This is a genomic window from Pseudotabrizicola sp. L79 (assembly GCF_036553525.1).
Classification (GTDB): domain Bacteria; phylum Pseudomonadota; class Alphaproteobacteria; order Rhodobacterales; family Rhodobacteraceae; genus Pseudotabrizicola.
In genome coordinates, this window is sequence record NZ_JAZHDA010000053.1 from 158,931 (window position 1) to 185,524 (window position 26,594).

23 protein-coding genes are annotated in these 26,594 nt (G+C 63.2%); 9 read left to right on the forward strand and 14 right to left on the reverse strand.

Features of this window, described 5'->3' with window-relative positions; all coding sequences use genetic code 11:
- Positions 1-21: 21 nt before the first annotated feature.
- Complete coding sequence (locus tag V3C85_RS15675; RefSeq protein WP_331796249.1) at positions 22-540, reverse strand: lipocalin family protein; 519 nt, start codon at positions 538-540, stop codon at positions 22-24.
- 130 nt (positions 541-670) lie between these two features.
- Positions 671-1,585, reverse strand: coding sequence for a 3-keto-5-aminohexanoate cleavage protein (locus V3C85_RS15680; RefSeq protein ID WP_331796250.1), 915 nt, complete (start codon positions 1,583-1,585; stop codon positions 671-673).
- Positions 1,586-1,656: 71 nt separating this feature from the next.
- Here V3C85_RS15680 and V3C85_RS15685 point away from each other — a divergent pair, with 71 nt between their 5' ends.
- A complete protein-coding gene (locus V3C85_RS15685; RefSeq protein ID WP_331796251.1) occupies positions 1,657-2,628 on the forward strand; it encodes a GlxA family transcriptional regulator in 972 nt (323 codons plus the stop codon).
- On the opposite strand, the gene V3C85_RS15690 is transcribed toward V3C85_RS15685, so the two are convergent.
- The 7 genes from V3C85_RS15690 to pth all read right to left on the reverse strand — a co-directional run bounded on the left by V3C85_RS15690 (position 2,625) and on the right by pth (position 10,463).
- On the reverse strand, positions 2,625-2,795 hold the full coding sequence (locus V3C85_RS15690) for a hypothetical protein (protein WP_331796252.1): 171 nt from the start codon (positions 2,793-2,795) through the stop codon (positions 2,625-2,627). The two genes, V3C85_RS15685 and V3C85_RS15690, sit on opposite strands and share 4 nt — an antisense overlap.
- A 4-nt stretch (positions 2,796-2,799) precedes the next feature.
- Positions 2,800-4,158, reverse strand: coding sequence for an amidase (locus tag V3C85_RS15695; protein ID WP_331796254.1), 1,359 nt, complete (start codon positions 4,156-4,158; stop codon positions 2,800-2,802).
- The gene (locus V3C85_RS15700; RefSeq protein ID WP_331796256.1) at positions 4,142-5,566 is read right to left on the reverse strand and encodes a TRAP transporter large permease; all 1,425 of its coding nucleotides are present in this window, start codon (positions 5,564-5,566) and stop codon (positions 4,142-4,144) included. Before V3C85_RS15700 ends, V3C85_RS15695 begins: the two co-directional genes overlap by 17 nt.
- 79 nt (positions 5,567-5,645) lie before the next feature.
- The gene (locus V3C85_RS15705; RefSeq protein ID WP_331796258.1) at positions 5,646-6,221 is read right to left on the reverse strand and encodes a TRAP transporter small permease subunit; all 576 of its coding nucleotides are present in this window, start codon (positions 6,219-6,221) and stop codon (positions 5,646-5,648) included.
- Between the two features lie 91 nt (positions 6,222-6,312).
- Positions 6,313-7,452, reverse strand: coding sequence for a TRAP transporter substrate-binding protein (locus tag V3C85_RS15710; protein ID WP_331796259.1), 1,140 nt, complete (start codon positions 7,450-7,452; stop codon positions 6,313-6,315).
- A 233-nt stretch (positions 7,453-7,685) separates the two neighbouring features.
- On the reverse strand, positions 7,686-9,701 hold the full coding sequence (locus V3C85_RS15715; RefSeq protein WP_331796260.1) for a M3 family metallopeptidase: 2,016 nt from the start codon (positions 9,699-9,701) through the stop codon (positions 7,686-7,688).
- An 84-nt stretch (positions 9,702-9,785) separates the two neighbouring features.
- The gene (pth, locus tag V3C85_RS15720; protein WP_331796262.1) at positions 9,786-10,463 is read right to left on the reverse strand and encodes an aminoacyl-tRNA hydrolase; all 678 of its coding nucleotides are present in this window, start codon (positions 10,461-10,463) and stop codon (positions 9,786-9,788) included.
- Positions 10,464-10,541: 78 nt separating this feature from the next.
- Here pth and V3C85_RS15725 point away from each other — a divergent pair, with 78 nt between their 5' ends.
- Positions 10,542-11,549, forward strand: a complete 1,008-nt coding sequence (locus V3C85_RS15725; RefSeq protein ID WP_331796264.1) for a glycosyltransferase family 2 protein — start codon at positions 10,542-10,544, stop codon at positions 11,547-11,549.
- 213 nt (positions 11,550-11,762) lie between these two features.
- Here V3C85_RS15725 and V3C85_RS15730 read toward each other — a convergent pair whose 3' ends face one another.
- Positions 11,763-12,380 (reverse strand): 50S ribosomal protein L25/general stress protein Ctc, encoded by a 618-nt coding sequence (locus tag V3C85_RS15730; protein WP_331796266.1) that lies wholly within the window; start codon positions 12,378-12,380, stop codon positions 11,763-11,765.
- 172 nt (positions 12,381-12,552) lie between these two features.
- Here V3C85_RS15730 and V3C85_RS15735 point away from each other — a divergent pair, with 172 nt between their 5' ends.
- A complete protein-coding gene (locus V3C85_RS15735; RefSeq protein WP_331796268.1) occupies positions 12,553-13,710 on the forward strand; it encodes an MFS transporter in 1,158 nt (385 codons plus the stop codon).
- Positions 13,711-13,724: 14 nt separating this feature from the next.
- Here V3C85_RS15735 and V3C85_RS15740 read toward each other — a convergent pair whose 3' ends face one another.
- Complete coding sequence (locus V3C85_RS15740) at positions 13,725-14,888, reverse strand: alpha-hydroxy acid oxidase (RefSeq protein ID WP_331796270.1); 1,164 nt, start codon at positions 14,886-14,888, stop codon at positions 13,725-13,727.
- Positions 14,889-15,052: 164 nt separating this feature from the next.
- Here V3C85_RS15740 and argC point away from each other — a divergent pair, with 164 nt between their 5' ends.
- Complete coding sequence (argC, locus tag V3C85_RS15745; protein WP_331796272.1) at positions 15,053-15,970, forward strand: N-acetyl-gamma-glutamyl-phosphate reductase; 918 nt, start codon at positions 15,053-15,055, stop codon at positions 15,968-15,970.
- Between the two features lie 80 nt (positions 15,971-16,050).
- Here argC and trpA read toward each other — a convergent pair whose 3' ends face one another.
- Positions 16,051-16,842 carry a tryptophan synthase subunit alpha gene (trpA, locus tag V3C85_RS15750; protein ID WP_331796274.1) on the reverse strand — a complete coding sequence of 264 codons (792 nt, stop codon included), beginning with the start codon at positions 16,840-16,842 and terminating at the stop codon, positions 16,051-16,053.
- A gap of 180 nt (positions 16,843-17,022) precedes the next feature.
- Between trpA and ychF the strand changes: the two genes are divergently transcribed.
- Positions 17,023-18,120: a redox-regulated ATPase YchF gene (gene ychF / locus V3C85_RS15755; protein WP_331796276.1), complete on the forward strand. Its 1,098-nt coding sequence runs from the start codon at positions 17,023-17,025 to the stop codon at positions 18,118-18,120.
- 21 nt (positions 18,121-18,141) lie between these two features.
- Here the strand turns inward: ychF and V3C85_RS15760 are convergent, their stop codons facing one another.
- A complete protein-coding gene (locus V3C85_RS15760; RefSeq protein WP_331796278.1) occupies positions 18,142-19,020 on the reverse strand; it encodes a LysR family transcriptional regulator in 879 nt (292 codons plus the stop codon).
- A gap of 99 nt (positions 19,021-19,119) precedes the next feature.
- Here V3C85_RS15760 and V3C85_RS15765 point away from each other — a divergent pair, with 99 nt between their 5' ends.
- Positions 19,120-20,673, forward strand: coding sequence for a proton-conducting transporter transmembrane domain-containing protein (locus V3C85_RS15765; protein WP_331796280.1), 1,554 nt, complete (start codon positions 19,120-19,122; stop codon positions 20,671-20,673).
- Between the two features lie 21 nt (positions 20,674-20,694).
- Complete coding sequence (locus tag V3C85_RS15770) at positions 20,695-23,073, forward strand: YbcC family protein (protein ID WP_331796281.1); 2,379 nt, start codon at positions 20,695-20,697, stop codon at positions 23,071-23,073.
- A gap of 89 nt (positions 23,074-23,162) precedes the next feature.
- Here V3C85_RS15770 and V3C85_RS15775 read toward each other — a convergent pair whose 3' ends face one another.
- Positions 23,163-23,963, reverse strand: coding sequence for a helix-turn-helix transcriptional regulator (locus V3C85_RS15775; protein ID WP_331796282.1), 801 nt, complete (start codon positions 23,961-23,963; stop codon positions 23,163-23,165).
- Between the two features lie 106 nt (positions 23,964-24,069).
- Between V3C85_RS15775 and V3C85_RS15780 the strand changes: the two genes are divergently transcribed.
- Both V3C85_RS15780 and V3C85_RS15785 read left to right on the forward strand, forming a co-directional pair.
- Positions 24,070-25,419, forward strand: coding sequence for a glutamine synthetase family protein (locus tag V3C85_RS15780; protein ID WP_331796283.1), 1,350 nt, complete (start codon positions 24,070-24,072; stop codon positions 25,417-25,419).
- A gap of 25 nt (positions 25,420-25,444) precedes the next feature.
- The gene (locus tag V3C85_RS15785) at positions 25,445-26,581 is read left to right on the forward strand and encodes an ABC transporter substrate-binding protein (protein WP_331796284.1); all 1,137 of its coding nucleotides are present in this window, start codon (positions 25,445-25,447) and stop codon (positions 26,579-26,581) included.
- Positions 26,582-26,594: the final 13 nt, after the last annotated feature.

Below are 26,594 nucleotides of genomic sequence, written 5' to 3' on the forward strand. Positions count from 1 at the left end.
CCAAGGCACCGTGCCCGCGCTTCACTGCGGCGTCCTTTGCATCGCAGCCTCGTCATAGCCGTTCTTGCGGAAAACCTCGCGCGCCCAGCGGCGCTGCTCGGGGGTAAAGACGCGATCGCGGTGCAGCACCCAGCCCGCGATGCGTGTTGGCGTGCCCACCAGAAGGGTGCGGCCATCACGGCTGGCACCGATCACCCAGTAATCGCCAGCAAAGGGCACACCTTGCAGCCGGACCTTGAACTTGCCGGGGCCATTCGGCGTGGCGACGCCTGAAATCCTGACCTCACGCCCGTTTCGCACACAGCGGTTGGTCAGGCCCAAAGTGCCGTCGCCGCGGTTGGCATAGGTGGCCGAAGTCTGGGTGCAGCCGTCCTGGAACGGGCCGGGAAAGGTTGCCACCTCATACCAGGTGCCCACCAACCGCTCGGGCGCGATTGGCAGCAGATACATGGGCGCAGCCGAGAGTTGCTGCGTTGGCGTATGCGGATCGCAACCCGCAAGCGCAAGGGCCAGACTAGCGGCAGTTATCAGGCGTTTCATCATGCACCCCTTTGGTCAGCAGCATCTGTCACCGGCACCCGCCCCCGCGCGCCATGGCCCAAGGGGGCATCATCTTTTTATCGCGGCAAAGGTGAACGCCAGCATCTGCCTTCCCCCCCGCATCACCACATCAGCGCGGCATTGGCGCGCGCTTTTCCAGTTTCAGCCGCGCGCGCACTTCGGCCGGGGTGATCACCCGCGCACCCATGTTTTCGATGATGGTCGCCGCACGATCAACAAGCTGCGCATTGGTCGCCAGCACGCCCTTGTCCAGCCACAGGTTATCTTCCAGACCCACCCGCACATTGCCCCCGGCCAGAACGGCCGCGGCAACATAGGGCATCTGGTGACGCCCCAGCGCGAATGCCGACCAGTGCCAATGCCCCGGCACATTGTTGACCATCGCCATCAGCGTGTTCAGATCATCCGGCGCGCCCCACGGCACGCCCATGCACAGCTGCACCAGAACCGGGTCGGGAATAATGCCTTCGGCGGCCAGTTGCTTGGCAAACCACAGATGGCCGGTGTCAAAGGCCTCGATCTCGATCCGCGTGCCCGAGGCCACCATCCGCGTGGCCATGTCGCGCAACATGCCGGGCGTGTTGACCATCACATAATCGGCCTCGTTGAAATTCATCGTGCCGCAATCCAGCGTGCACAATTCGGGGCGGCATTCCACCACATGGGCCACCCGTTCAGCAGCGCCCGCCATGTCTGATTTGTCGCTCATGCGGTTCATGGCTTCGGTGCCATCGAACAGCATGTCGCCACCCATGCCAGCAGTCAGGTTCAGCACAACATCTTCGCCCGCGTCGCGGATGCGCTCGGTCACCTCTCGATACAGCGCAAGGTCACGGCTGGGTTTGCCGGTTTCCGGGTCGCGCACATGGCAATGCACCACGGCGGCCCCGGCCTTGGCGGCGTCGATGGCGCTCTCGGCGATTTGCTTGGGGCTGCGCGGCACATGCGGGCTGCGGTCTTGGGTGCCGCCCGATCCGGTGACGGCACAGGTGATAAAGACCTCTCGGTTCATGGTCAGTGGCATGGTCACACTCCCTGATTTTGGGCCAGCTTAGCCCGCTTGAAATGGCCCGCATTACATAATACGAAATTGCGATGTCGCAAAATGCTGTGTTCACCGCCGATCCCCGTCCGCTGTCGATTGCGGTGCTGGTGCTGGCCCATGCGTCCATCCTTGAGGTGGCCTCGGTGCTTGATCCGCTGCGGGCGGCCAATCGCCATCTGGGACGCGAGGCGTTTCGCTGGCGCGTGGTGACGCCGGATGGCCAGCCCGCGCCGTTGACCTGCGGCATCTCGCTGCCCGCCAGCGGGCCCTTGGCCAGTGCCGATGGGGCCGAGGTGCTGATCGTGATCGCGGGCTATCGGCTGAATGAGGTGGCGACGCGCCCGCTGATCCGCGACTTGCGGCAGATCGCGCCGCGCTTTGCGCTTGTGGGCGGGGTGGATTCCGCCCCTTGGGTGCTGGCGCGGGCCGGATTGCTGTCAGGCTTCAAGGCCACAGTGCATTGGGAGGATCTGGAGGATCTGGCCACCGCCCACCCCCAGATCGAGGTGCTGCCCGACCGCTATGTGATTGACCGCAACCGGATGACAGCGGGGGGCGCGGCCCCGGCGCAAGATCTGATGCTGCATCTGATCCGCACGCGCCACGGCGCCCCGTTGGCGCGGCAGGTGGCGCAAAGCTTTATCGCCACAGCCCGCCCCGGATCAGACCCGCAGGTGGCGCCGCGGTCACGCGACCCCTTGCTTGACCCCCGTGTCGCCCGCGTTGTGGCGCGTATGGAAGCCAATCTGGAGGCAGTTGAGACGGTGGCAGACCTTGCGGCGCAGGTGGGGCTGTCGCCCCGGCGTCTGGAAAGCCTGTTTCAACAAAGCCTTGGCACCTCGCCGGGGGCCTACAGGCTGTCGCTGCGGCTGGCGGCGGCGCATCGGATGCTGACCGACACCAGCCATCCACTGGCCGAAATCGCCTTGCGCACGGGCTTTTCTGGCGCACCTGCCTTGGCGCGGGCCTTTCGCGCCAAACATGGGGTGACCCCCAGCAGCCTGCGTGTCAGCCGTGCCTAGTCGCGCTGATTGCGCTGATTGCGCAGGTTCAGCACCAGATCCCAGCCGGCCAGCACAACGGTGGCACCGATCACAGCGATCAGATCAAGCCGGGGAACATGGACGACAAGGATCACCAGAAAGCCGACAAAGACCAGAAATGCGGCAATAGCCAACAGGTTTTTCATCAGATCACTCCGCCTGATCAAGGGTTTCAAGATGCGCGGCCAGCCAGCGGGCCGTGCGCAGCAAACGGGCATCATCCCCCCGGCGGCCCACCAGTTGCACGCCCATGGGCAGGCCGTTTTCGGCCGTGAACACCGGCAATGTGATGGCGGGCACCCCGGCCAGCGTCCAAAGCCCGTTGAAAATGGCCGATCCGGTGCTGTCCAGCCCAGCCGGGGCGGGGCCGAGGGCGGCGGGGCACAGGATGGCATCGCAACGGTCGAACACAGGGTCCAAGGCACTGTTCATCAGCGCGCGCCAATCCATCGCGGCGATGTAATCGCGGGCCAGCACGGCCTTGCCTTCGTCAAGCGCGGCTTTCAGCACATCCGACATCCGGTCACGCCCGCGCCGTTCAAGGCCGTAATAGCATTTGGACATTTCGGCAAAGTTGATCTGCTGGCGCAGCGCCGCGACCTGTTCGAAACCGGGGATCGGGGCCTCGAAACACTGCTCGCCCAACAGGTCGGCCAATTCCTCTAGCGCGTCTTTCATCTGCGGCTCGGCCGTGTCCCAGCCCGGGGGGCGGAAAAAGGCAAAGGTCGGCGTCACTGGGGGCTTGGATTGCGCCGCTTTCAGCAAGCGCGGCATCGGCACGGGTTCGGTCGCCAGATCGGCAGGGTCATGGCCTGCCAACACCTCGGCCAGCAGGGCGGCATCCTCGACACTGCGGGCAAAAACGCCCAGCGTATCAAGGAAAGGCGATTGCATCAGCACACCGGTGCGCGGGATCAGGCCAAAGCTGGGTTTCAACCCGACCACACCACAGAACGCCGCAGGCCGGATCACCGAGCCGCCCGTTTGCGTGCCAATGGCCAGCGGCACCATACCCGCCGCCACCGCCGCAGCCGACCCCTGAGATGATCCGCCCGGCGTATGCGCGGGGTTGTGCGGATTGGTCGTCTTGCCCGGATGCAGGAAGGCGCATTCAGTGCTGACCGTCTTGCCCAGAATGATCGCGCCCGCCGCCTTAAGCCGCGCCACCACCCAGGCGTCTGCCTCGGGCACCCGGCCTTCGTCGATGACCGTGCCGTTCTGGGTGGGAATACCTTTGGTGTCGATCACATCTTTCAGACCCACCGGCAAGCCGTGCAACGGCCCCACCGGCTTGCCCGATTTGCGCCACTTGTCCAGCCGGCGCGCCTGTTCCAAGGCGTGTTGACCATCCAGCCAAACCCAGGCTTGCACCTGCGGTTCCACAGCGGCGATGCGGTCAAGGCAGGCTTCGACCACCTCTTCCGCATTTAGCGCGCCACTGGCCAGCCTGTCGCGCAGGCCAATGGCGCCCAAGCCAAGGATCGTCGCCGAATTATCTGGCCGGGCCATAGAACGCTTCCGGCAGGGCAAAGACGATTTGCGGATAGAGATACATCAGCGCCATACAGATCACGACCATGCCGCAATAGGGCAGCACGCCTTTGAAGATCTCGGTCAGCTTGATTTCTGGCGGGGCGATGCCTTTCAGGTAATAGGCACTCATGGCCATGGGTGGCGTCAGGAAACTGGTTTGCAGGTTCAGCGCCACAAGCACGCCAAAGAACAGCGGATCAATGCCGAACACCGGCAGCAACGGCAGGAAGATCGGCACGAAGATGATGATGATCTCTGACCATTCCAGCGGCCAGCCCAACAAGAAGATGATCAGCTGCGCAATGATCAGGAACTGAATGGGCGTCAGATCAAGTCCCTGCACGAATTCAGCGATCACATGCTCGCCGCCCAGATAGCTGAACACGGCCGAGAAGGTGTAGGAACCGACGAACAGCCAGCACACCATCGCCGTCGTGCGCACCGTCAGATAGACCGACTCGCGCAGGCGCTGGAACGTCATGGCGCGGTAGGCCACGGCCAGAACCATGCCACCAAGGGCCCCGATCGACGCCGCTTCGGTCGGGGTGGCCAGGCCGAACAGGATCGAGCCAAGCACCGACAGGATCAGGATCGCCAGTGGCAGGAAGCTGGTCGCCAGCATCCACATCATCTTGCCAAAGGGCACCTCGGGCATTTCTTCCTTTGTCGGCTTCGGGGCCAGCTTGGGGTTCAGGATCGACCGGCCAACGATGTAGATTAGATACAACCCCACCAGCGTAAAGCCCGGCAACAAGGCCCCGGCATAGAGCCGCACGATCGACACACCCGACGAGGCCGCATAGACGATCAGCATGATCGACGGCGGGATCAGGATGCCCAAGGTGCCGCCGGCGCAGATGATGCCGGTGGCAAAGCTGTGATCATAGCGCATCTTCAACATCTGCGGCAGCGCCAGCAGGCCCATCAGCGTGACCACGGCCCCCACGATGCCGGTTGCCGTGGCAAACAGCGCACAAGTGATCAGTGCCGCCACGCCCATCGAACCGGGCACATTGCGGGTGGCAACGGCCAGCGTGCCGAACAGCTTGTCAACGATATTGGCCCGTTCAACGATATACCCCATGAACAGGAACAGCGGGATAGCCGTCAGCACCTCGTTCGAGATCACCGTATAGGTCTGGTTCACGAACAAATCGAAGATGCGGTTGTTGTAGAACCCCTCGATCCACAGGCTGGTGCTGTCCCACCAGCTGGCGTCTTCGGTCAGGCGATTGAACGAGCGCCACATGCGGCCTGCATCGAAATAGGCGTAATAGCCAAAGCCGATGCCAAGGGCCATCAGGGTGAAGGCAATGGGGAAACCCAGAAACACGCAGGCAATGAAAATGCCAAGCATGGCAAGGGCGATCTGTGGATCGGTCACGGTGTGAACTCCAGGGCAGGCGCGGGCGGGCCGCTGCTGTCAGCTTTGTCGGGAAAGGAGAAGTCGGGCGCGCAGGCGATCAGCTCAGCTCGCCTTTGGCTGCCTTTTTGATCAGGATCTGTTCGGTTTCTTCGACGTCTTCTTCGGCTTCCAGCCAATACCCGTCACGCATGCACAGGATGCAGCGAAAGACCTGCGCAATGCCCTGGATGATCAGCAAGATACCCGCCGCCACGATCACGGATTTGAACTGGTAGATCGGGATACCCGCCGGGCTGTTCACCGAAACTTCGGCATAGCTCCAGGATCGGGCGGCATATTTCCAGCCGGTCAACACCAGCGCCAGAATGCCGGGGAAGAAGAACAGGATATAAAGAACAAGATCGACCAGCGCCTGCGTGCGCGGTTTCCAGGTGCGATAGACGAAATCGCCCCGCACATGCCCGCCCCGAGACAAGGTATAGGCCCCGCCCATCATGAACATCGTGCCATACATGATAAAGCTGACGTCCAGCGACCATGGCGTGGGCGCGTTGAACATGTAGCGCACCAAGACTTCGTAACTCATCCCGAAAGTCATCAGAATGATAAGCCAGCCAAAGGTTTTGCCGACCATCGCCGAAAGACTGTCGGCAAACCGAATGTAGCGGACCATTTGCACAAACTCCGTCCAGAGCATGACGCCGAGGCTCTGCACCTCGGCGTCACTGGGAAATGGGGCGCCTTGGGTGCGCCCCGCTCAGTCCTTACAGGGCCAGTTTGCCCGGGAAGTAATGCTCATAGGCAAGGCCCAGATCGGGGGCGTTCATCAGCTCATAGTAGGCGACTTTTTCCACCCACTCACGCTGGCTGTCCATGACCTTCTTGCTGAACGCATCTTCTTCCAGTTGCGGGATCAGCACATCCCAGGCCGCGATCTGGCCATTGAGGATGTCTTTCGAGGTGCGGCGCACCGTGACGCCCGAATCCGCGATCAGCTTTTGCAGGTCGTTCGAATATTCCTTCATCGCCAGCGCCAGGTTTGCGGTGGCCGAAGCCTCAACCCCATACCGCAGGATGGCCTGCAGATCGGGCTCTAGGTCATCCATGAAGTCCTTGTTGAACAGGAATTCAAAGGCTTCGGACGCCTGATGATAGGACGACAGGTAGTAGTTCTTGGCAACGTCCTGCGCGCCGAAACGGCTGTCCGACGACGGGTTGTTGAATTCAAAGGCGTCGATCACGCCACGCTCCATCGCCGGCACGATCTCGCCGCCCGGAAGCTGGGCAACCGACATCCCCATGCTTTGCAGCAGGTCAGCCGCCAGACCCACGGTGCGATACTTGAAGCCCTGCAGATCGGCGACCGTGTTCACTTCTTGCTTGAACCAGCCAAAGGGCTGGGCGGGCATCGGCATGCCCATCAGGCCATAGACATTCAGGCCCATGATCTGCTGGGTCAGCTCTTCATACAGCTCTTTGCCGCCGCCCTGATAGAACCAGCCAAGCATCGTGGTGGACGACCCGCCAAACACCGGGCCGGTGCCAAAGAACGATGCCGCCTTGTTCTTGCCATACCAGTAAACCGACACCGAATGCGCGGCATCGATCACACCGTCGCTGACCGCATCCATCACCTGAAACGCGCCGACGACTGCGCCCGCTGGCAGCAGGTCGATTTTCAGGCGGCCACCCGACATCGCCTCTACCCGCTCGACATACTGGCGGGCGAAATCCATCCAGATATCCGATGCCGGCCACGAGGTTTGCATCTTCATAACCAGCGGGGCTTGGGCCAGAACCGCAGGTGCAGCAAGCGCCGTTGCAGCAGCCGCAGAGCCACCCAAGGCGCCTTTGCGCAGGAATGAACGGCGCGAAAGCCGTGCGGAATCACGGGTATCTGTCATCGGTGTCCTCCCAGACGATATATGCCGCCCTGTGGCAGCGGTTTTATCCCTGTCGAGATTAAGGCCCCCACGAAAAAAGGCAAGTGCTGGTAAGTTTATTTTACCAAATAGCCTGTTAGCGCCGGACATATCTATTTTTATGAATAAGTTCAGTCACTTGATGCGCCAACCCCAAGGGCAGACCCGCCAAAGCCCAGAAAAAACTTTCGTATAGGCCCCGGCGGGTGGCACCATCAGGCGGCGTCCAACAGACCGCGCCCTTTCAGCAATGCCTCGACCCCCGGCATCTTGCCGCGGAACTTCAGATACAGCGCCTCGGCATCGTCAGACCCGCCCGCCGACAGAATGAACTGCTCCAACCGGGCTGCGGTGTCAGGATCAAAGGCGTTGCCCGCTTCCTCGAACGCGGCAAAGGCATCGGCATCCATCACCTCGGACCACATGTAGGAATAATACCCCGAGGAATAGCCATCCCCCGAAAAGACATGGGCGAAATGCGGGGTGGCGTGGCGCATCCGGATGGCGCGCGGCATGCCAAGGTTTTCCAGCACTTCGGCCTGCTTCTGCATCGGATCGGCGGGCGGGGTGCCCACATGGAATTCCAGATCCACCATCGCACTGGCAACGAATTCGACCGTGGCAAAGCCTTGATCATAAGTGCCCGCCGCCAGCAGCCGGTCAAGCATGTCGCGCGGCATGGCCGTGCCGGTCTGCCAGTGCCGGGCATGGGTCTCCAGCACTTCGGGCACTTCCAGCCAGTGTTCATACAATTGGCTGGGCAGTTCGACAAAATCACGCGCAACCGAAGTGCCGCTGACAAAGCCATGCGTCACGTTTGACAGCATCTGATGCAGCGCATGGCCGAATTCGTGAAACAACGTGCGCGCATCATCATAAGACAGCAGCGTCGGCGTGCCCTTGGCAAAATTGCAGACATTGACCACGATGGGCCGCACCTCGCCGCCCAATTTGCGCTGCGACCGCATGGCCGAACACCACGCGCCCGAACGTTTCGAAGCGCGGGCGAAGTAATCGCCCAAAAACACCGCCACATGCGCCCCGTCTCGCGTCACTTCCCAGCCACGCACATCGGGGTGATAAAAGGGGCCGTCGATTTCGCGGAACGTCAGGCCGAACAGGCGGGTTGCACAGTCAAACATCGCGGCCAGCATGTGATCGAGCGACAGATAGGGCTTGAGCGCGGCCTCATCCAGATCATGCTCGGCCTTGCGGCGGCGTTCGGAATAATAGCGCCAGTCCCAGGGTTCCAGCGGGGCGGCGTTGCCATCGGCCACCAGCATCGCTTCCAGCACGCCCGCATCTTCGGTGGCCTTGCGCTTGGCCGGTTCCCACACCGCCATCAGCAGATTGCGCACCGCATCGGGCGTCTTGGCCATTTCGGGTTCCAGCTTGAAATCGGCAAAGCTGTCATAGCCCAGCAGTCGCGCGCGTTCATGGCGCAGGGCCAGAATCTCGGCCGCAATGGCGCGGTTGTCATGGGCATTGCCATTCGCCCCCCGCGCCACCCACGCGTCATAGGCCCGCTGGCGCAAATCGCGGCGGGGCGAGAATTGCAGAAACGGCACAATCAACGACCGGTTCAGCGTGACCACCGGCCCGGCCTTGCCACGCTCGGCCCCTGCGGCGCGGGCGGTTTCCACCACGAAATCGGGCAGGCCCACCAGATCGGCCTCGGCCAGTTCCATGAACCAGTCACGTTCATCTGCCAACAGGTTCTGGCTGAACTGGGTGCCCAGAACCGCAAGCCGTGCCTTGACGGCCGTCAGCCGCTCGGCAGCCTCGCCCTGCAACAGCGCGCCCGAGCGGACGAACATCTGCCGATACAGCGTCAGCACCCGCATCTGTTCGGGCGTCAGCGCCAGATCATCGCGGCCCTGCCACAGCGCCTCGATCCGGGCGAAAAGCGCCTTGTTATTGGTGATTTCGCTGGAAAACGCGCTCATCTTCGGGGCCAGATCACGCATCAAAGCCTCACGCGGGTCGGTCGAATCTGCCCCGGCAAGGTTGTAAAACACCCCGGCAACGCGGTCGAGCAGACCCTCGGCCAGTTCCAGCGCCTCGATCGTATTGGCAAAATCGGGGGCGTCGGGATTGGCGGCGATGGCGGCAATATTGGCCCGCGCCTCGGTCAGCGCCGCGTCAAAGGCGGGGCCGAAATCCTCATCCCTGATCGCGGCAAAGGGCGGCAGGGCAAAGGGGGTAGACCAGTCGGACAACAGGGCATTCATGCGAAATCTCCTTTGCCCGGAAAGCTAGGCTTGCGGGGGGCAAAGGTCCAGCCCCCCGGCGGGGGCAGCGTGCGCCGGGTAAGGTTACTTGAAACGATCCAGCAGCTTTTGCATCGGGCTGCGGCTGTCTTCGGGCGGCGATGGCGCAGGTTTTGCTGGCTTTTCAATCCCTTCGCCCTTGCCCGAAGACCGGGGCGGGGCTGTGCGCAGGGCCACTGCATTCATGAATTTCGCCCCATCGCCCGCCGCAAGTGCCGCTGCGCCATCAGAAATGCCGCGCAGCAGATCGTCCAGCCAATCCTGATCGGCCTTGGCAAAATCATGCAGCACATAATGGGCCACCGCATCCTTGTGGCCGGGATGGCCAATGCCAAGGCGCACCCGGCCATAGGCCTCGCCGATATGGGCGTGGATCGAGCGCAAACCGTTGTGCCCGGCATGACCGCCGCCCTGTTTCACGCGGCATTTGCCGGGGGCCAGATCAAGCTCGTCATGAAACACCACCACATCGGCGGGGGTCAGTTTGTAGAAATCAATCGCGGCCCGCACCGACTCTCCTGACAGGTTCATAAAGGTCATAGGCTTGAGAAGTAACAGTTTTTCACTGCCCAAACGGCCCTCGCTGACCAGCCCCTTGAAGGCCGATTTCCAAGGGCCAAAGCCATGATCCCCGGCCATCCGGTCAAGCGCCATAAAGCCGATGTTATGGCGGTTGGCTGCATATTTCGCGCCCGGATTTCCCAGACCCACAAAGAGTTTCATCGTGATCTCCTGACTTGCAACCTTCCTTGACGAACCGGGGTGCAGCCGTCAAGCATCGGGGGGAAAAACGGGGGTTTCATGCGGGTTTCTGTGGTGTGTTCGGTGCGCAATGAAGGCCCTTTTCTGGTGGAATGGGTCAGTTGGTATCGGCTTTTGGGCTTTACCGATATTGTGATCGTCACCAATGATTGCACCGACCATTCGCCGCAACTGCTTGATCTGTTGCAAGAAAACGGGTGGATCACGCATCTGCGCCATGAGGTAGAGGACGGCCAGCAGATCACATCCAAGAAGTTGCAGGCCGCCAAGGGGCTGCCGCAGGTGGCAGGGGCGGATTGGGTGTTGGTCTGTGATGTGGATGAGTTTCTGGTGATCCACAAAGGGGCCGGGGCCATCACCGATCTGATCCCGCAAGATGCTGATTTCATTGGCATGTCGATCAACTGGAAGGTCTTTGGCACCAGCGGGCACACCCGGTTTGAAGATGGTCTGGTGCATCGGCAATTCACCCAGGCGGCGGCGATTGATGACCCGACCTCGACTTGGGTCAAGTCGATCTGCGGCCATCCCGACTGGTTCCGAAAACTGGGCGAGCATGGGCCTAAGAGATTGATTCCAAAGCACTCTCGTCGGTGGGGGCAACCGGGGATGCGGTGGGTGGATGCGGCGGGGCGCACCTTGCACGACTGGCACCCCGAGGGCGATTACCTGCGCCGCATGTCGCCGGGGCGGCAGGATCACAGCGTTGCCCAGATGAACCATTACATGGTGCGATCCGAGGAAAGTTTCTGGTTGAAAAAGGGCAGTCCTTCGGCGGTGGCCGGGAAAGACCGCTATACCGATGGCTTTTTCGATCGCTATAATCTGAATGATACCAAAGACTTAAGCGCAATGTCCCAGAGCCTGGTCTTTGATGCCATACATGCCGAAGCGATGGCTATGCCTGGCTTGGCGGCGCTGCACCACCAATGCTGCGCCGATTATCTGGCCCGGATCGCGGCCAAGGCGGGGCGAGAGGCCGGGGACGACCCCCGGTTTGTGGCACATCTGGCGCAGGTTACGGCCTTGGGCGGGTTAACCATCTGATATGGCAGAAAAACCGATGTGCCCCCGGCGTGGGATAGCCGTGGTTTTTCTGTGCCACATCTGTGGTCACGCGCGGAGGGTGGGGGGGATGTTAACCTTTGCCCGGCCCTTGCAGGCACCCTGCCCTGCCCTGCCCGCGCCCATCAGCCTGACAAGACAAAAAGGGCGCGGCAGGTTGCCCTGACGCGCCCCATCTGTGCGACTTGCAAAAGCTTACGCTTCGGCTTCGTCCCCAGCTTCTTCGTTGTCCGACGACCGCAGGCCCGACGGGGCTGCGATGTTCGCGATCACGAAGTTGCGGTTGATCGTCGGCTTGGCGCCAGCGGGCAGCTCGATATCGTTGATGTGGATCACATCGCCGATGTTCTTGCCGGTCAGGTCCACCGTGATGTGATCCGGGATGTCACCGGCGGTGACTTCCAGTTCCACTTCGGGGCGCACGATCGTCAGGGTGCCGCCGCGCTTGATGCCCGGAGCCTTGTCGGCGTTATCAAAGTTCACATGAATGAACAGGTTGATCCGCGAGGTGCGGCGCAGACGCATCAGATCGACGTGGGTCGGAAGATCCTTGACCACATCGCGCTGAACGGCGCGGCAGATCACGCGGACGTCTTCCTGACCTTCAACCTTGAGGTTGAACAGCGTCGAAAGGAACCGGCCCTTGCGCAGCTTGGTCAGCAGATAGTTGTATTTGATGTTGATCGGTTGCGGATCAATGCCGCCACCGTAAACAATACCGGGCACGAGTTGCTCTCTGCGAGCTTGACGGGCGGCCCCCTTGCCTGTCCCCGTCCGTGCCTCGGCGATCAGATCAGGGATCTCACCAGCCATTGCAGTTCTCCATATATAAATAAGTCCACCGCCCTCCAAGGGTGCGCGGTGCGACCGGGGGCCTATAGCGGGGAATCGGCAGGTTGGAAAGGGCAAAAGCAGTGGCTTGCTGCTGCGGCCCCTGCGGGCTAGCTGTCAGGGCGGGCCGCAACAGGTGTGGCCGGAGTGTGTCATGCCCTTTGGTCAAAGCCTAGCCCTTGCCCGTGCGCCGCTGCTGGCCTTTGCCGCCATGGGCGTGCTGTGGGGCACCTTTGCCGCTGTGCTGCCCGATCTGAAGGCGATGCTGGGGGTGGATGAGGCGCGGCTGGGGCAGTTGATGCTATTCACGCCACTGGCGGCGGTTGGCGCGATGCTGGTGGCGCCGCGCTTTGGCGCGCTTGCGGGGCGGATGGCCCTGCCCCTGGCCGCCGTGGCCATGGCCTGCGCCTTTGCCCTGCCGGGGCAGACGGCATCGCTGCTGCTGTTTCCGCTGGCGATGATGGCCTGTGGCGCGGCAACGGGGCTGACCGATGTGCTGATGAATGCCCGCGTGGCGCAGATCGAGAATGATCGCAAGCTGCATCTGATGAACCTGTGCCATGCGGCCTATAGCTTTGGCTATGCGGGGGCGGCGATTGGCACCGGGGTGATGCGCGGCGCGGGTTGGGCACCGGGCGCGGTGATGGGGGCGATGGCGGCGGTGGCGGGGGCGATGGTGCTGCTGACTTGGGAGGCCGATGGCCGGATCACGGGCCTGCGCAAGCCAACCGACGGCAGTTCGGCCCGGCTGGGCTGGTTGCCGGTGCTGGGGGGCGGGATCGTGCTGATCGCCTTTCTGACCGAGAATGCCGCCGAAAGCTGGTCGGCGCTGCATATCGAGCAGACGCTGGGCGGCAGCCCCGAGCAAGGGGCGTTGGGGCCTGCGGCCCTGGCGCTGACCATGGCCTTTGCGCGGCTGGCGGGGCAAGGCCTGCTGTCCCGGATCAACCCGTTCCGGCTGTTGATGGGCGGGGCGGTGATTGCGGCGGTGGGGGCCTTGGGCGCGGCGGTGGCCAGTTCGCCCGCCATGGCCTATGCGGGGTTTGTGGTGATGGGCATCGGCGCCTCGGTCATTGCGCCCACGGCCTTTTCGCTGGTGGGGCGGCTGAGTGCGCCGCAGGCGCGGGCGCGGGCCGTGGCGCGGGCCACGCTGCTGGGCTATTTCGGCTATTTCTTTGGCCCGCCGGCCTTGGGCATGATCGCGGGCAGCTTTGGCCTGCGCTTTGCCTTTGTCTTTGCCGCCGTGATGCTGATGGCGGTGCTGGTGCTGTCGCCGCTGATGCAGCGCGCCAGCCGCGGCAGCGGCCCGTAAAGGGCCGCGCGCGGTTACTGCCAGTCGCCCGAGAAATTCTTGGGGATCAGCAGGTTGTGGCGGCCAAGATCGTTCACATCACGTTCGCCGCACAGGGCCATGGTGGTGTCCAGCTCCTTGTGGATCACCTCTAGCGCCTTGGTCACGCCTGCCTGCCCCATCGCGCCAAGGCCATAGATATAGCTGCGGCCGATCATCGTGCCCTTGGCCCCCATCGCCAGCGCCTTAAGCACATCCTGCCCCGACCGGATGCCCGAATCCATCCAGATCTCGACCCGGTCGCCGACGGCATCGACGATGCGCGGCAGCATGCGGATCGAAGACAGCGCGCCATCGAGTTGCCGGCCACCGTGGTTTGACACGATGATGGCATCGGCCCCGAAGTCTGCGGCTTTGCGGGCATCGTCTTCGTCCAGGATGCCTTTCAGAATGAACTTGCCGCCCCATTGGTCGCGGATGCGGGCGATCTTGGTCCAGTCAAGTTGCGGGTCGAACTGGTCAGAGATCCAGCTCATCAGGCTGGCGGTGTCGCCGACGTTTTTCACATGGCCAACGATATTGCCGAACTGGCGGCGTTTGGTGCCCAGCATTTCCAGCCCCCAGCCCCATTTGGTGGCAAGATCGAGCAGCACCGGCAAAGTCAGTTTCGGCGGGGCCGAGAGGCCGTTTTTCAGATCCTTGTGCCGCTGGCCAAGGATTTGCAGATCAAGCGTCAGCACCAGCGCGCTGCAGTGGGCATCTTTGGCGCGCTGAATGATGCGATCGACGAAATCTTCGTCTTGCATGACATAAAGCTGAAACCAAAAGGGCGCGGGGCTGTTGGCGGCCACATCCTCGATCGAGCAGATGGACATGGTCGAGAGGGTGAAGGGCACGCCGAATTTGGCGGCGGCGCGGGCGGCCTTGATCTCGCCATCGGCGCATTGCATGCCTGTCAGGCCGACCGGGGCCAGCGCCACGGGCATGGTCACCTTTTGGCCGATCATCGTGCCTTGGGTGCTGCGGCCCGACATATCGACCGCCACCTTCTGGCGCAGATGCAGATCGGCGAAATCATCGGTATTGGCGCGGAAGGTCTGCTCGGTATAGCTGCCCGATTCCGCGTAATCGTAGAACATCTTGGGGGTGCGCCGTTTGTGCAGGCGTTTCAGATCGTCGATGCTGGTGATCACTGGCATGGGGCGCCCCTTGTGGCATGCGAATTTGGTAAGCGTTTGTTACCAATTCCGACGCCTGCATGCAATGATCTTGGCACACAGGGTCGGGCGCACAGGTTCGGGCGCAGGTCTGGCTTGGCGCGGCCAGATGGTGTAGGAGGGGGGCCAACGCAAAGGGGGGCCCGATGGCAGCCAAGGTATTCATTGACGGTGAAGTGGGAACGACCGGGTTGCAGATCCGCGATCGTCTGATCAAGCGCAGCGACGTGTCGCTGATCCAGATCGCACCCGAGCGCCGCAAAGACCCCGAGGCGCGGCGCGAGGCCTATGCTGCGGCGGATGTGGCCATTTTGTGCCTGCCGGATGACGCGGCCAAGGAATCGGCGGCGCTGGCCGCTGACCTGCCGGTGCGGATCATTGATGCCTCGACCGCGCATCGGGTGAACCCGGATTGGGCCTTTGGCTTTCCCGAGATGACGGGCGCGCAGCGCGACCGGATTGCGGCGGCCAAGCTGGTGTCGAACCCGGGCTGCTGGTCAACCTGTGCCATCGGCCTGCTGGCGCCCCTGGTTGCGGCCGGGCTGATTGCCCCGGATGCGGGCCTGACCATCAGCGGCGTGTCGGGCTATTCGGGCGGCGGCAAGGCGCTGATCGCCGAGTTTGAGGCCGGAACGGCGGGCAGCCAGTTCATCTATGGGCTGGATCACAAGCACAAGCATTTGCCCGAAATCGTCACCCATGTCGGCTTGACGCGCAAACCGATCTTCATTCCGTCGGTCGGGAAATACGAACAGGGCATGATTGTGCAAATCCCGTTGCATCTGTCGGCGGGCCAGACCCCGGCGATGTTTGCCGAAGCCTTGGCCGCGCATTATGCGGCGGAACGGTTCGTCAAGCTGGTGGACCCGGCCCATGTGGGCGCAAAGGCCAACCCCGAGCGGCTGAACGGCACCAATATGATGGAGCTTTCCGTGCATCCGTCGCCCGAAGGCGACCGGGTGGTGTTGCTGGCCTGTCTTGACAACCTGGGCAAAGGGGCGTCGGGGGCTGCGGTGCAGAACATGAACCTGATGCTGGGCATGGATGAGGGCGCGGGGCTGTAAGCGCCGCCCCCTTGCCCCGCAATGCCTGAAACAAAAGGCCCGCCAGATTGGCGGGCCTTTTTTCATAGGGGCGCTGACACTCAGGCGCGGTGGGCACCGTCGGCAAGGCCGCGCACGAATGCCAGAATATCGGCGACCGGGTGTTTTTCTTCGATCATCTTGACGATGGCCGAACCGACCACGCAGCCATCAGCCACCCCGGCAATCGACTGGGCGGTTTCGGGGCTGCGGATGCCAAAGCCCACAATCACCGGCAAATCGGTGCTGGCCTTGATACGGGCCACTTCGGGCGCGACATCGGCGGCCTGGGCGGCGGCGGCCCCGGTGATGCCGGTGATCGAGACGTAATAGACAAAGCCCGATGTGTTTTGCAGCACCTTGGGCAGGCGTTTGGCATCGGTCGTCGGCGTGGCGAGGCGGATGAAGTTCATCCCGGCCTTGGCCGCAGGCAGGCACAATTCGCTGTCTTCCTCGGGCGGCAGATCAACCACGATCAGCCCGTCGATGCCAGCCGCCTTGGCATCGGTCAGAAAGCGGTCAACCCCGCGCGAATAGATCGGGTTGTAATAGCCCATCAGCACGATCGGGGTGGTGGCGTCGCCTTTGCGGAAATCGCGCACCATTTGCAGCGTGCGTTCCAGTGTCTGGCCCCCTTCCAGCGCGCGCTGGCCGGCAAGCTGAATGGTGGGGCCATCGGCCATCGGATCGGTAAAGGGCATACCCAGTTCGATCACATCGACCCCGGCGCCGGGCAGGCCCTTCATCACCGCAAGCGAGGTTTCCACATCGGGATCACCGGCCATGATATAGGCGACAAAGCCCTTTTTCCCCTCGGCCTTGAGGCGTGCAAACGTATCGTCGATTCTGGTCATGGCTGGCCCGTCCCTGTTCACTTGTCTTGCGGTTTGCACGGGCCGGGCGGGAAAATCAATGGCTGCTGACCCCAGAGAGGCAACGGCGCAGGTGAATTTCGGCGGCCAAAGGGGCACGCGCTTGCGAAAACCGGTCACTGGCCCTAGAAGCCCGATAAACCAGACAGGAAGGGTGCAGCCATGGGTTTCAAGATGGGTATTGTCGGCTTGCCGAACGTGGGCAAATCGACGCTCTTCAATGCGCTTACCCGAACGGCGGCGGCGCAGGCGGCGAACTTTCCGTTCTGCACGATCGAGCCGAATGTGGGCGAAGTGGCCGTGCCCGATGACCGGCTGGACAAGCTGGCGGCGATTGCGGGCAGCAAGCAGATCATCCCCACGCGGATGACATTCGTTGACATTGCCGGGCTGGTGCGCGGTGCCAGCAAGGGCGAAGGTCTGGGCAACCAGTTTCTGGCCAATATCCGCGAATGTGATGCGATTGCCCATGTGCTGCGCTGTTTTGAAGATGGCGACATCACCCATGTCGAAGGCCGGATTGATCCGGTGGCCGATGCCGAGACGATTGAAACCGAGCTGATGCTGGCCGATCTGGAATCGGTCGAGCGGCGGCGGGCCAATCTGGCGCGCAAGCTGAAGGGCGCGGACAAAGAGGCCGCCGATCAGGACCGGTTGCTGGCCCTGGCGCAAAAGGCGCTGGAGGATGGCAAGCCCGCCCGCACGGTGCAGGTGGCCGCCGATGATCTGCGGGCCTGGCGGTTGTTGCAGTTGCTGACCTCAAAGCCGGTTCTTTATGTCTGCAACGTCGAGGAATCCTGTGCCGCCAAGGGCAACAGCCAGTCGGCGCGCGTGGCCGAGATGGCGGCGCGGCAGGGGGCCGGCAGCGTGGTGATCAGCGCAAAGATCGAGGAAGAGATCAGCCAGTTGGCCGAGGATGAGGCCGCCATGTTCCTTGAGGAAATGGGGCTGGAGGAAGCGGGCCTCGATCGTCTGATCCGGGCGGGCTATGAACTGCTGGGCTTGCAGACCTATTTCACCGTTGGCCCGAAAGAGGCCCGCGCCTGGACGATCACCAAGGGCACGCTTGCGCCGCAGGCGGCGGGTGTGATCCATGGCGATTTTGAAAAGGGCTTTATCCGGGCCGAAACCATCGCCTATGCCGATTATATCGCGGGCAAGGGCGAAGCGGGGGCCAAGGAAGCGGGCAAGTTCCGCGTGGAAGGCAAGACCTATGAGGTCAAGGACGGCGACGTTCTGCACTTCCTGTTCAACGGCTAAGGCCGTGCGCCGGGCGATGCCCTAGCCCTGACTGGTCAGCACTTCGGCCAGCAGCGGGTTGGGAAAGCGGCGCGACAGGGTGACGGCCATGAAGGTTTCGCTGATGCCTTCCAGCGTGGCGGCCTCGACCAACAGGCCGCTGGCCAGTTCGTCGCGCACGACGATGGGCGGGATGATGGCAAGCCCGGCATCGGCCCGCGCCAAAAGGCGGATCATCGCCATGTCATCCACCTCGGCTGCGGCGACGGGGGTGATGTTCAGCCGGGCGGTCAGCGCATCAAAGGCCGCGCGCAATGCCGTTTCGCGGGTGGGCAGGATCAGCGGTTGTGACAGCAGCAGGTCGCGCAGCGGCCCCGCCTGCCCCGCCACCCGCGCAGGCGTGCCGATCAGGCTGACGGGTTGGTCGTCAATGCCATGGATCAGCCAGGGGCTGGCGGCATCGCGGGCCGGGGCAAGGTTGGTCAGCACCACATCCAGCGCCAGCGATTCCAGCCCGCGCAGCAATTCGGCCTGAGAGCCAGAGCGCAGCACCACCTCGACATCCGGCCGCCCGATCAGGGGGCGCAGGAACTGCATCTGAAAGTTGCGCGACAGCGTGGCCAGCGCCCCCACCCGCAGCGCGCGGCGGCCGCGCTGGGTTTCGCGCAACGTATCGGCCAGATCATCGGCGGTGCGAAAGATCGCCTCGGCATGGTCCAGCGCGATGCGGCCTGCCTCGGTCAGCACAAGGCCACGGCCAAGGCGCTGGAACAGATCCTGCCCCAAAGACGCCTCTAGCGCGCGCAATTGCGTGGACAGCGCCGATTGCGACAGGTTCAACTGCCGCGCCGCCCCGGTCAGGGTGCCATCCTTGGCGACGGCCCGGAACAGGCGCAGGTGATGCAGGTTCAGTTGGGCCATTGTTCGATCCTGTAGAACGATAACGCATAATATATGTAATTTTATGAATGACCAGCAAGGGCTAAACCCCCGGACAGTGTCATCAAATCGGTGCGTTCCATGCCAGACCTGTCGTTCCTGTCGCTCTCTCCGCCCCTTTTGCTGCTGATGGCGTCGCTGTTTCTGCGCCGCCCCGGTTGCCGCCCCGGCCATTTGCCCGCACTGGCCGAAGCGGTGATGCTGGCCAGCCTTGGGCTGGCCCTGGCGGCGCTGGCACAGCTGATGCTGGGCGGGCCGCGGCTGGTGGGCTTGGGTCAGGCCCTGTCGCTGCGGCTGGATGCAATCAGCGTGACGATGGGGCTGCTTGTGTCGTTCGTGGGCTGGATCGTGGTGCGGTTTTCGCGGCGCTATATGGATGGCGAGGCGCGCGAGGGCGCTTTTCACGGGCTGACGCTGGCGGCGATTGCCAGTGTGCTGGTGCTGGTGCAGGCGGGCAGTCTGCCGGTGTTGGTGCTGGGCTTTGCGGCCACCGGGCTGGTGCTGCGGCAGTTGCTGCTGTTCTACCCCGACCGGCCCGAAGCACAGCGCGCAGCGGCCAAGTTCACCCGCGTCTGGGTGGCGGGCGATCTGGCGGTGGCCATGGCTGCGGCGCTGCTGTGGGCAGGTTTTGGCACGGCCGATATTGGCATGGTGCTGGCCGCGGCACAAGCCGATGCGCTGCCGCTTGCCGCCCATGCGGCGGTGGTGTTGCTGGTGCTGGCGGCGGTGCTGAAGACGGCGGCTTTCCCGCTGCATGGATGGCTGACCGAGGTGATGGAGGCCCCGACCCCGGTTTCGGCCTTGCTGCATGCGGGCATCATCAATTCGGGTGGCGTGCTGTTGATCACGCTGGCCGGGTTGGTGCAGCAAAGTGCCGGGGCGATGGCGGCGCTGGCGCTGATTGGCGGGCTGACTGCGCTGTTCGGTGCGCTGGTGATGCTGACGCAAAGCGCGGTGAAAACGGCCTTTGCCTGGTCAACCGTGGCGCAGATGGGCTTTATGCTGCTGCAATGCGGCTTGGGCCTGTGGGCGCTGGCGCTGCTGCATATCGTGGCCCATTCGCTGTATAAGGCGCATGCTTTCCTGTCGGCGGGCGGTGCGGTGCAGGTGGTGAATGCCATCCGCAAGCCGGGGCCTGTGGCGGTGCCGGGCTTTGGGGCGGTGGCGCGGTCTTTTGGCCTGGCGCTGGTGCTTTATGCGGCTGTGGCCACGGGCTTTTCGCTGGTGATGGGACCGAAATCGGCACAGGCGATTGCGCTGGGTGCGATGCTGATCTTTGGCGTGTCGTATCTGATCGCCCAAGGGCTGGCCGATGCGGCCCCCGGCGCGCTGACGCGGCGCACGGTGCAGGCCTCGTTGGGCGCGGCGCTGGCCTATTTCGGCTTTCAGGTGGTGGCGCAGGCGGTTTGGGGGCAGGCCCTGCCCGCGGCCCCCGTGCCCGGCCCGCTGGAATGGGCGCTGATCGTGCTGGCGGTGCTGTCCTTTGGTCTGGTGGCCGTGGCGCAGGCGCTGTTCCCGCTGTGGGCGCATCACCCCTCGACCGCCGGGCTGCGGGTGCATCTGGCCAATGGGCTGTATCTGAACGCGGTGTTTGACCGCCTGTCGGGCGGTTTTCGCCTGACGTCCAAATCCTGATTTTCAGTGGAGACTGGTTCGATGTTTCTGAAACCCTTGCAGATCCCCGCCGCCAAAGCCTCGCATTTCCTGCGGGCCGCCGAGGCCGCGGCCCGCGCCATTCCGCCCGCCTTTCCGCTGGAGGCCACGATTGCGGTGAACCCGTTTCTGGGCCAGACGACCGAGGATCTGGCCCAGACCGCCGCGCGGTTGGGCCGGGTGGCGGGCACGGCGCTGACGCCGCCGCGGTCGCGGATCGCGGCCCAGATTGCGGCGGGCGAGGTGAACGACGATGATCTGGCGGCGGCGCTGATTGCCTGCACCTCGCCGCTGAAGCCGCAGGATCTGGCGCTGCTGAAGGCGCGGATTGCGACCGAAGCCCCGGCCCCGGTGGCGCTGCCCACGGTGGCAGAGCTGGCGGCGGGGGCCAGTGACACTGATTGGCCCGCGATCATGGCGCGCAGCTTTGGGCTGTGGGCGGCGGGCCATTTCGACCGGGGGCAGGCGCTGTGGACGCCGCGCCCCGGCCAGGGGGCCTATGCCGCGTGGCGCGAATGGGCCACCCATGATCTGACCCCGGAAATCGCCGGGCTGACCGGCTTTTGCGCCCATGTTGCCACCGCCCCCGACACGGCCGAACGCGCCGTGCTGCGCGCGGTTGACCGTTTGGGCCTGACGGTTGAGGCCGCGGAAACCGCGTTTCACCGGCTGCTGATCGACCTTGGCGGTTGGTCGCAGCATGCGCGCTGGATGCTGTGGCAGGCCGAACTGGCCGGCGAGAGTGACAGCGCGTTGACCGATCTGCTGGCGATCCGGCTGGTCTGGGACGAGGCATTGCTGGCCCATGTGCCGCAGGTGGCGGGGGATTGGCAGGCGGTGGTTGCCGCCCATGCCGCCCCGGTCAGCGCCTCGGCCGATCAGGTTGTTGACGCCATTTTGCAAGAGGCCGCCGAGCGCGGCTATCAGCGGCGGCTGGCGCGGGTGTTGGCCGGCCCGGCCCAGCGCAGCGGGCGTGCGGCGATGCAGGCGGCGTTTTGCATCGATGTGCGGTCAGAGGTGATGCGGCGCGCGCTTGAGGCGCAGGATGGCGGGATCGAGACGCTGGGCTTTGCCGGGTTCTTTGGCCTGCCGCTGGCGCATCGGGCGCAGGGCACCGATGAGGTGCAGGCCCATCTGCCCGCCCTGTTGCAGCCTGCGCTGGTGGCCAGCAGCCATGGCGATGCCAGTGCCGAAGAAACGCTGCGGATCGGCGCCCGGGCCGCCCGCGCCTGGGGCCGGTTCCGGCAGGCGGCGGTGTCGTCCTTTGCCTTTGTCGAGGCGGCGGGCCCGGCTTATGGCGCCAAGTTGGTGCGCGATGCGCTGGCTTTGGGCGCACGGCCCCTACCCCAAGGCCCCCTGCCGCAGATCGAGGGCGGGCTGACGGCGGCGCAAAAGGTGCAGACTGCGGCTGCGGTGCTGCGCGCCATGAGCCTGACCACCAATCATGCGCGGCTGGTGCTGCTGATCGGGCATGGGGCGCAGATGACCAACAACCCGCATGAAAGCGCCTATCACTGCGGGGCCTGCTGCGGCCAGACGGGCGAGGTTTCGGCGCGGGTGCTGGCGGCTTTGCTGAACGATGCCGAAACGCGGGCCGGGCTGGCGGCGCATGGCCTGCATCTGCCGCAAGATACGCTGTTCGTGGCGGGCCTGCACAATACGGTGACGGATGCGGTGACGCTGTATCCAGACACCCCGGCCCCCGCCCATGCCGAGGATCTGGCGCGGGCCGGGGCTTGGCTGCGCGCGGCAGGCCAACAGGCGCGGGCCGAGCGCGCCCTGCGGCTGCCGGGTGCGGCCGGCGAGACGCTGGCACGGCGCGCGCAGGATTGGGCCGAACCCCGGCCCGAATGGGGGCTGGCGGGCTGTGGGGCCTTTATCGCCGCCCCGCGCAAGGCCACGGCGGGCCGCGATTTGCAGGGCCGGGCGTTTTTGCACAGCTATGACTGGCAGGCCGATCAGGGCTTTGCCACGCTGGAGCTGATCCTGACCGCGCCCGTGGTGGTCGCCAGCTGGATCAGCCTGCAATACTATGGGTCCAGCGTCGCGCCTGCGGTTTTTGGCGGCGGCAACAAGCTGATCCACAATGTCGTGGGCGGCATTGGGGTGGTTGAGGGCAATGGCGGGCTGTTGCGCACCGGCCTGCCGTGGCAGACGGTGCATGACGGCACCAAACCCGCGCATGAGGCATTGCGGCTGTCGGTGATGATCGAGGCCCCGACAGAGGCGATTGCCGCCGTGCTGCGCAAGCATGACGCTGTGCGCGCGCTGTTCGACAATGGCTGGTTGCATCTTTTCGCGCTGGAGGAGGGCCAGATCAAGGCTCGCTATCGGCCCGGCCTGATCTGGCAGCCCACCAGCCCTGCCCACCCGGCAGCCTGACATCCTTGCGGCGCGGGGCAAACAGCGTCTCTGGGTCGGGGCATGTCTTGGACAGAAGAAATTGATCCGCTGCCACGGGGCCGTCGGCCCTATGACGGTTTTGCCATCACAGAAGATGTCTCACCTGCGGATACGATGAATCTGGAGAAAAGCTGGGCTTGGCTGGAAATGCCAAGCTTTCGATAGGCGTTCTTGCGGTGAACCTTGACCGTGCCTTCGCTGATTTCCAAACCCGCGGCGATGGCGGCAGCGGAATAGCCTTTCAAGACCAAGGCAATCACCTCGATTTCACGGGCCGTCAAAAGATTTCCCGCCATGCGGCGCAACACATGATCCAACTCGGGCTGCTCGGCTGGCGCGGCCAAAGGCTGGGCTGCCTCTGTCTGGCGCCAGTGTGCCGTCATCAGGGCCTGAACAACGGGCGCAACATCGGCGAAACGTGCACGCTCTGCCCGCGTGAAAACCGCAGATTCCATCGTGCGCGCGATGCTGACAACGGCCGTCACACCCTCGGCAATCGTCGCCGGAATGCCCATTTCATCACGAATTGCCGTGCGGCGGTAATGCTTGAGGTAATATTCGGACCGAAAAAAGCCGTCTGGTGCCAATTCGCGCAGATAAAACACCCCCTCACGGCGCCCGGCCCGCAGTTCGGTGTAGAACGGGTCCAACAGATAGGGACCAGCGGCATAATCCTTGACCACGATCGAGGCAACCTCGGGCGCCATGTTGTGATACAGCGACCGCGGCTTGTCTTTTCCGTCATAGGAGAAAACCATGCAGACGCGGAACGGGACAAGGCTTGCCAGCGCATCTTCCAGCACCGAGGGAAAAGCGGGCCTGCCGACTGCGCAGATCGCCAAGGCAAGCTTTCGGTTCCAGACTGACATCTTGCCCCTTCCGATCTTGCAGCCGCTCTACCCCCTTGGGGATATTTTCACAATGTCATCCCGCCGTCACACTGGAATTCCCAGATTGACGGAGAGCGACTTCATCATGACCCGCAGTGAAACTGGCACAAGACATGATTTGGCCGGCTATATAGCCGAAACCGGGGCAACCCATGTCCACATCGGGGTCTTTGACACGGACGGCGCGCTGAGGGTCAAGCGTGTCCCCGCGGGCAAGGCGGTGAAGATGGCCGCTTCGGGGTATCAGTTCTGCGATGTGCTTTATGCATGGGATACCGCCGAGGTCACCTATGGGTCCGGTGTTTACATCGACCGTCCGGCCACGATCTTTGCAGATACGATCAGACCCTGGCCATTCGAAGGGAATGAAGCCATCTGCATTGCCGATTTCGATGCGCCATTCGGCGCAGTATCGGCCCGCAATCAACTGATCGAGCAACTTCAAAAGGCCCAACGGATGGGGTTCTCGGTGCATTCGGCCTTTGAATTCGAGTTCAACATCCTGGAGGAAACGGCAGAAAGCCTGCGCAAGGGTGGCTTTGCCGATCCAACACATTTTGCGATGGGCAACCGCACCTACTCACTTGGAACGCTTGCCGAGCAGCACGACCTGCTGACCGGGCTGGAAGATGTCATGCGCCGGCTTGGGATAAGCTTTGACGCTTTGCATACCGAATTGGGGCCAGGCTGTCTGGAAGTGCCCCTGTCCCATGCCGAAGGGATCAAGGCGGCTGATGATGCTGCACTGTTCAAGAATTTTACCAAAACCTATTTCCGGCGCCATGGGCTGACGGCCTGCTTCATGTCCAAACTGAAAGAGACGCTTTCAGGCCAATCGGGCCACCTGCATGTATCCTTGCGCAACCTGTCAGACGGCTCAGCCGCATTCCATGATCGCTCTGCGCCAGATGCCATGTCACAAACCGAGCGCTGGTTCATTGGCGGGCTTATGCAACTGATGCCGGAAATGCTGGCCCTGTGCAGCCAGACGGTGAATGCCTACAAACGGATGGTTCCCGGTATGTGGGCCCCAACCTATGCGTCCTGGGGCATCCAGAACCGCACTGTGGCATTGCGCGTCATGAACGACAGCGCGGCCTCTGCACGGGTGGAATTCCGTGTACCTTCAGCCGATACGCACCCCCATGCAGCCTTGGCCATGTGCCTTGGTGCAGGGCTGTGGGGCATCGAGAACCGAATCGAGCCCTGCCCACCCAGAACAGATGATTGTTATCTGACCCCCGCACCGGCGGGCGCAGCTTTTCCCCGTGATCTTGCCGATGCAGCCGATCGGTTGGATGCCAGCACTGCCGCCCGCGCGATCTTTGGCGACACGTTCATCACCACCTTTGTCGCCGCACGCAAAGCGGAAGATGCGGCGTGGCGGCGCCATGTCAGCGCTTGGGAGGTGACCCGCTATCTGGAGACTGTCTGAAACCCGCAATCAAACGGAGAGTGACATGCAAAAACGACCGATGAACCAGATGTTCAGCCCAGCGCGGCGCGATGTTCTAAAGGGGCTTGGCGCCCTTGGCCTGACCGGCGCGGCAGGTTTGACGCCGAGACGTGCCCGCGCCGCGACAGCCATGAATTACATGTGTTGGGAAGGCTATGACAAGGCGTCGATCATTGACCCTTTCGAAGCAGCAAATGATGTGGAAATCGCGATCGACCTGATCACGGACAGCCCCGGTGGTTTTGCAAAGCTGGCAGCGGGGGCTTGGCGGGACTTTGATGTCGTCTCCTCTGACAGCCCATGGATTCAGCGCATGGGCCCGGCAGCCATTGCCGAATTCATTGAGGCAGCAGAATTCGCCGATGTTTACGACGGGTTTTACGACCAGTTTCGCGCCCCCTTTGCCCCGCTTGAATTCGAAGGCCAGATAACGGGCCTGCCCACGCGCTGGGGCTGGGTCGGGCCAACGGTGAACACCGAATATGACAGTTTGGAAGCCTGGTCGAGCTATGATCCCTGCTTTGACCCTGCCTACAAAGACAAGATTTGCGTTCTTGATTGGGGCGACTGGCCCATCATGCCGATGGCCCTGCATGCAGGCATCAACCCCTATGAGGAATTGGATGATGCCGCACTGAACGAGATAAGGCTTGTGCTGCGCGCCTTGTTCAAGAACACCCGCGCCGTGGTGGCCGACCTTTCGGTGGCGCAAAAGGGCTTGATGGACGGATCATTCCGCACCCTGATCGGCGGGGGCACCTATTGCACCAGTGCCCTGCGCAAGGACGGCATGAAGCACATTCAGTCCATCGTGCCAGAGCCCCGCAACGGACTGAAGCAAGGGATCATCTGGATGGAAGCGACCGGGATCGTCAAAGATCCAGTCGATCTGAGCAAAGCCAAGGCCTTGCTGCGGCATCTGGTATCGCCCGAAGTGGCCGTGGAACTGGCCTGGACCGAAGCGACCTGCAACCTTGTGCCGTCGAAAGAGGCCGAGGCGCTGTTCAGCGATGACCAAAAGGACGTTCTGCAGATGGATTACATGTGGGAAGCCTGGGACAAATCGCAGTTCCACAATGTTGCGCCGAACATCGACCAGATGCTTGAGATCTGGCAGCAGGAACTTGCTGCGGCGAACTAGGACTGAACACGCA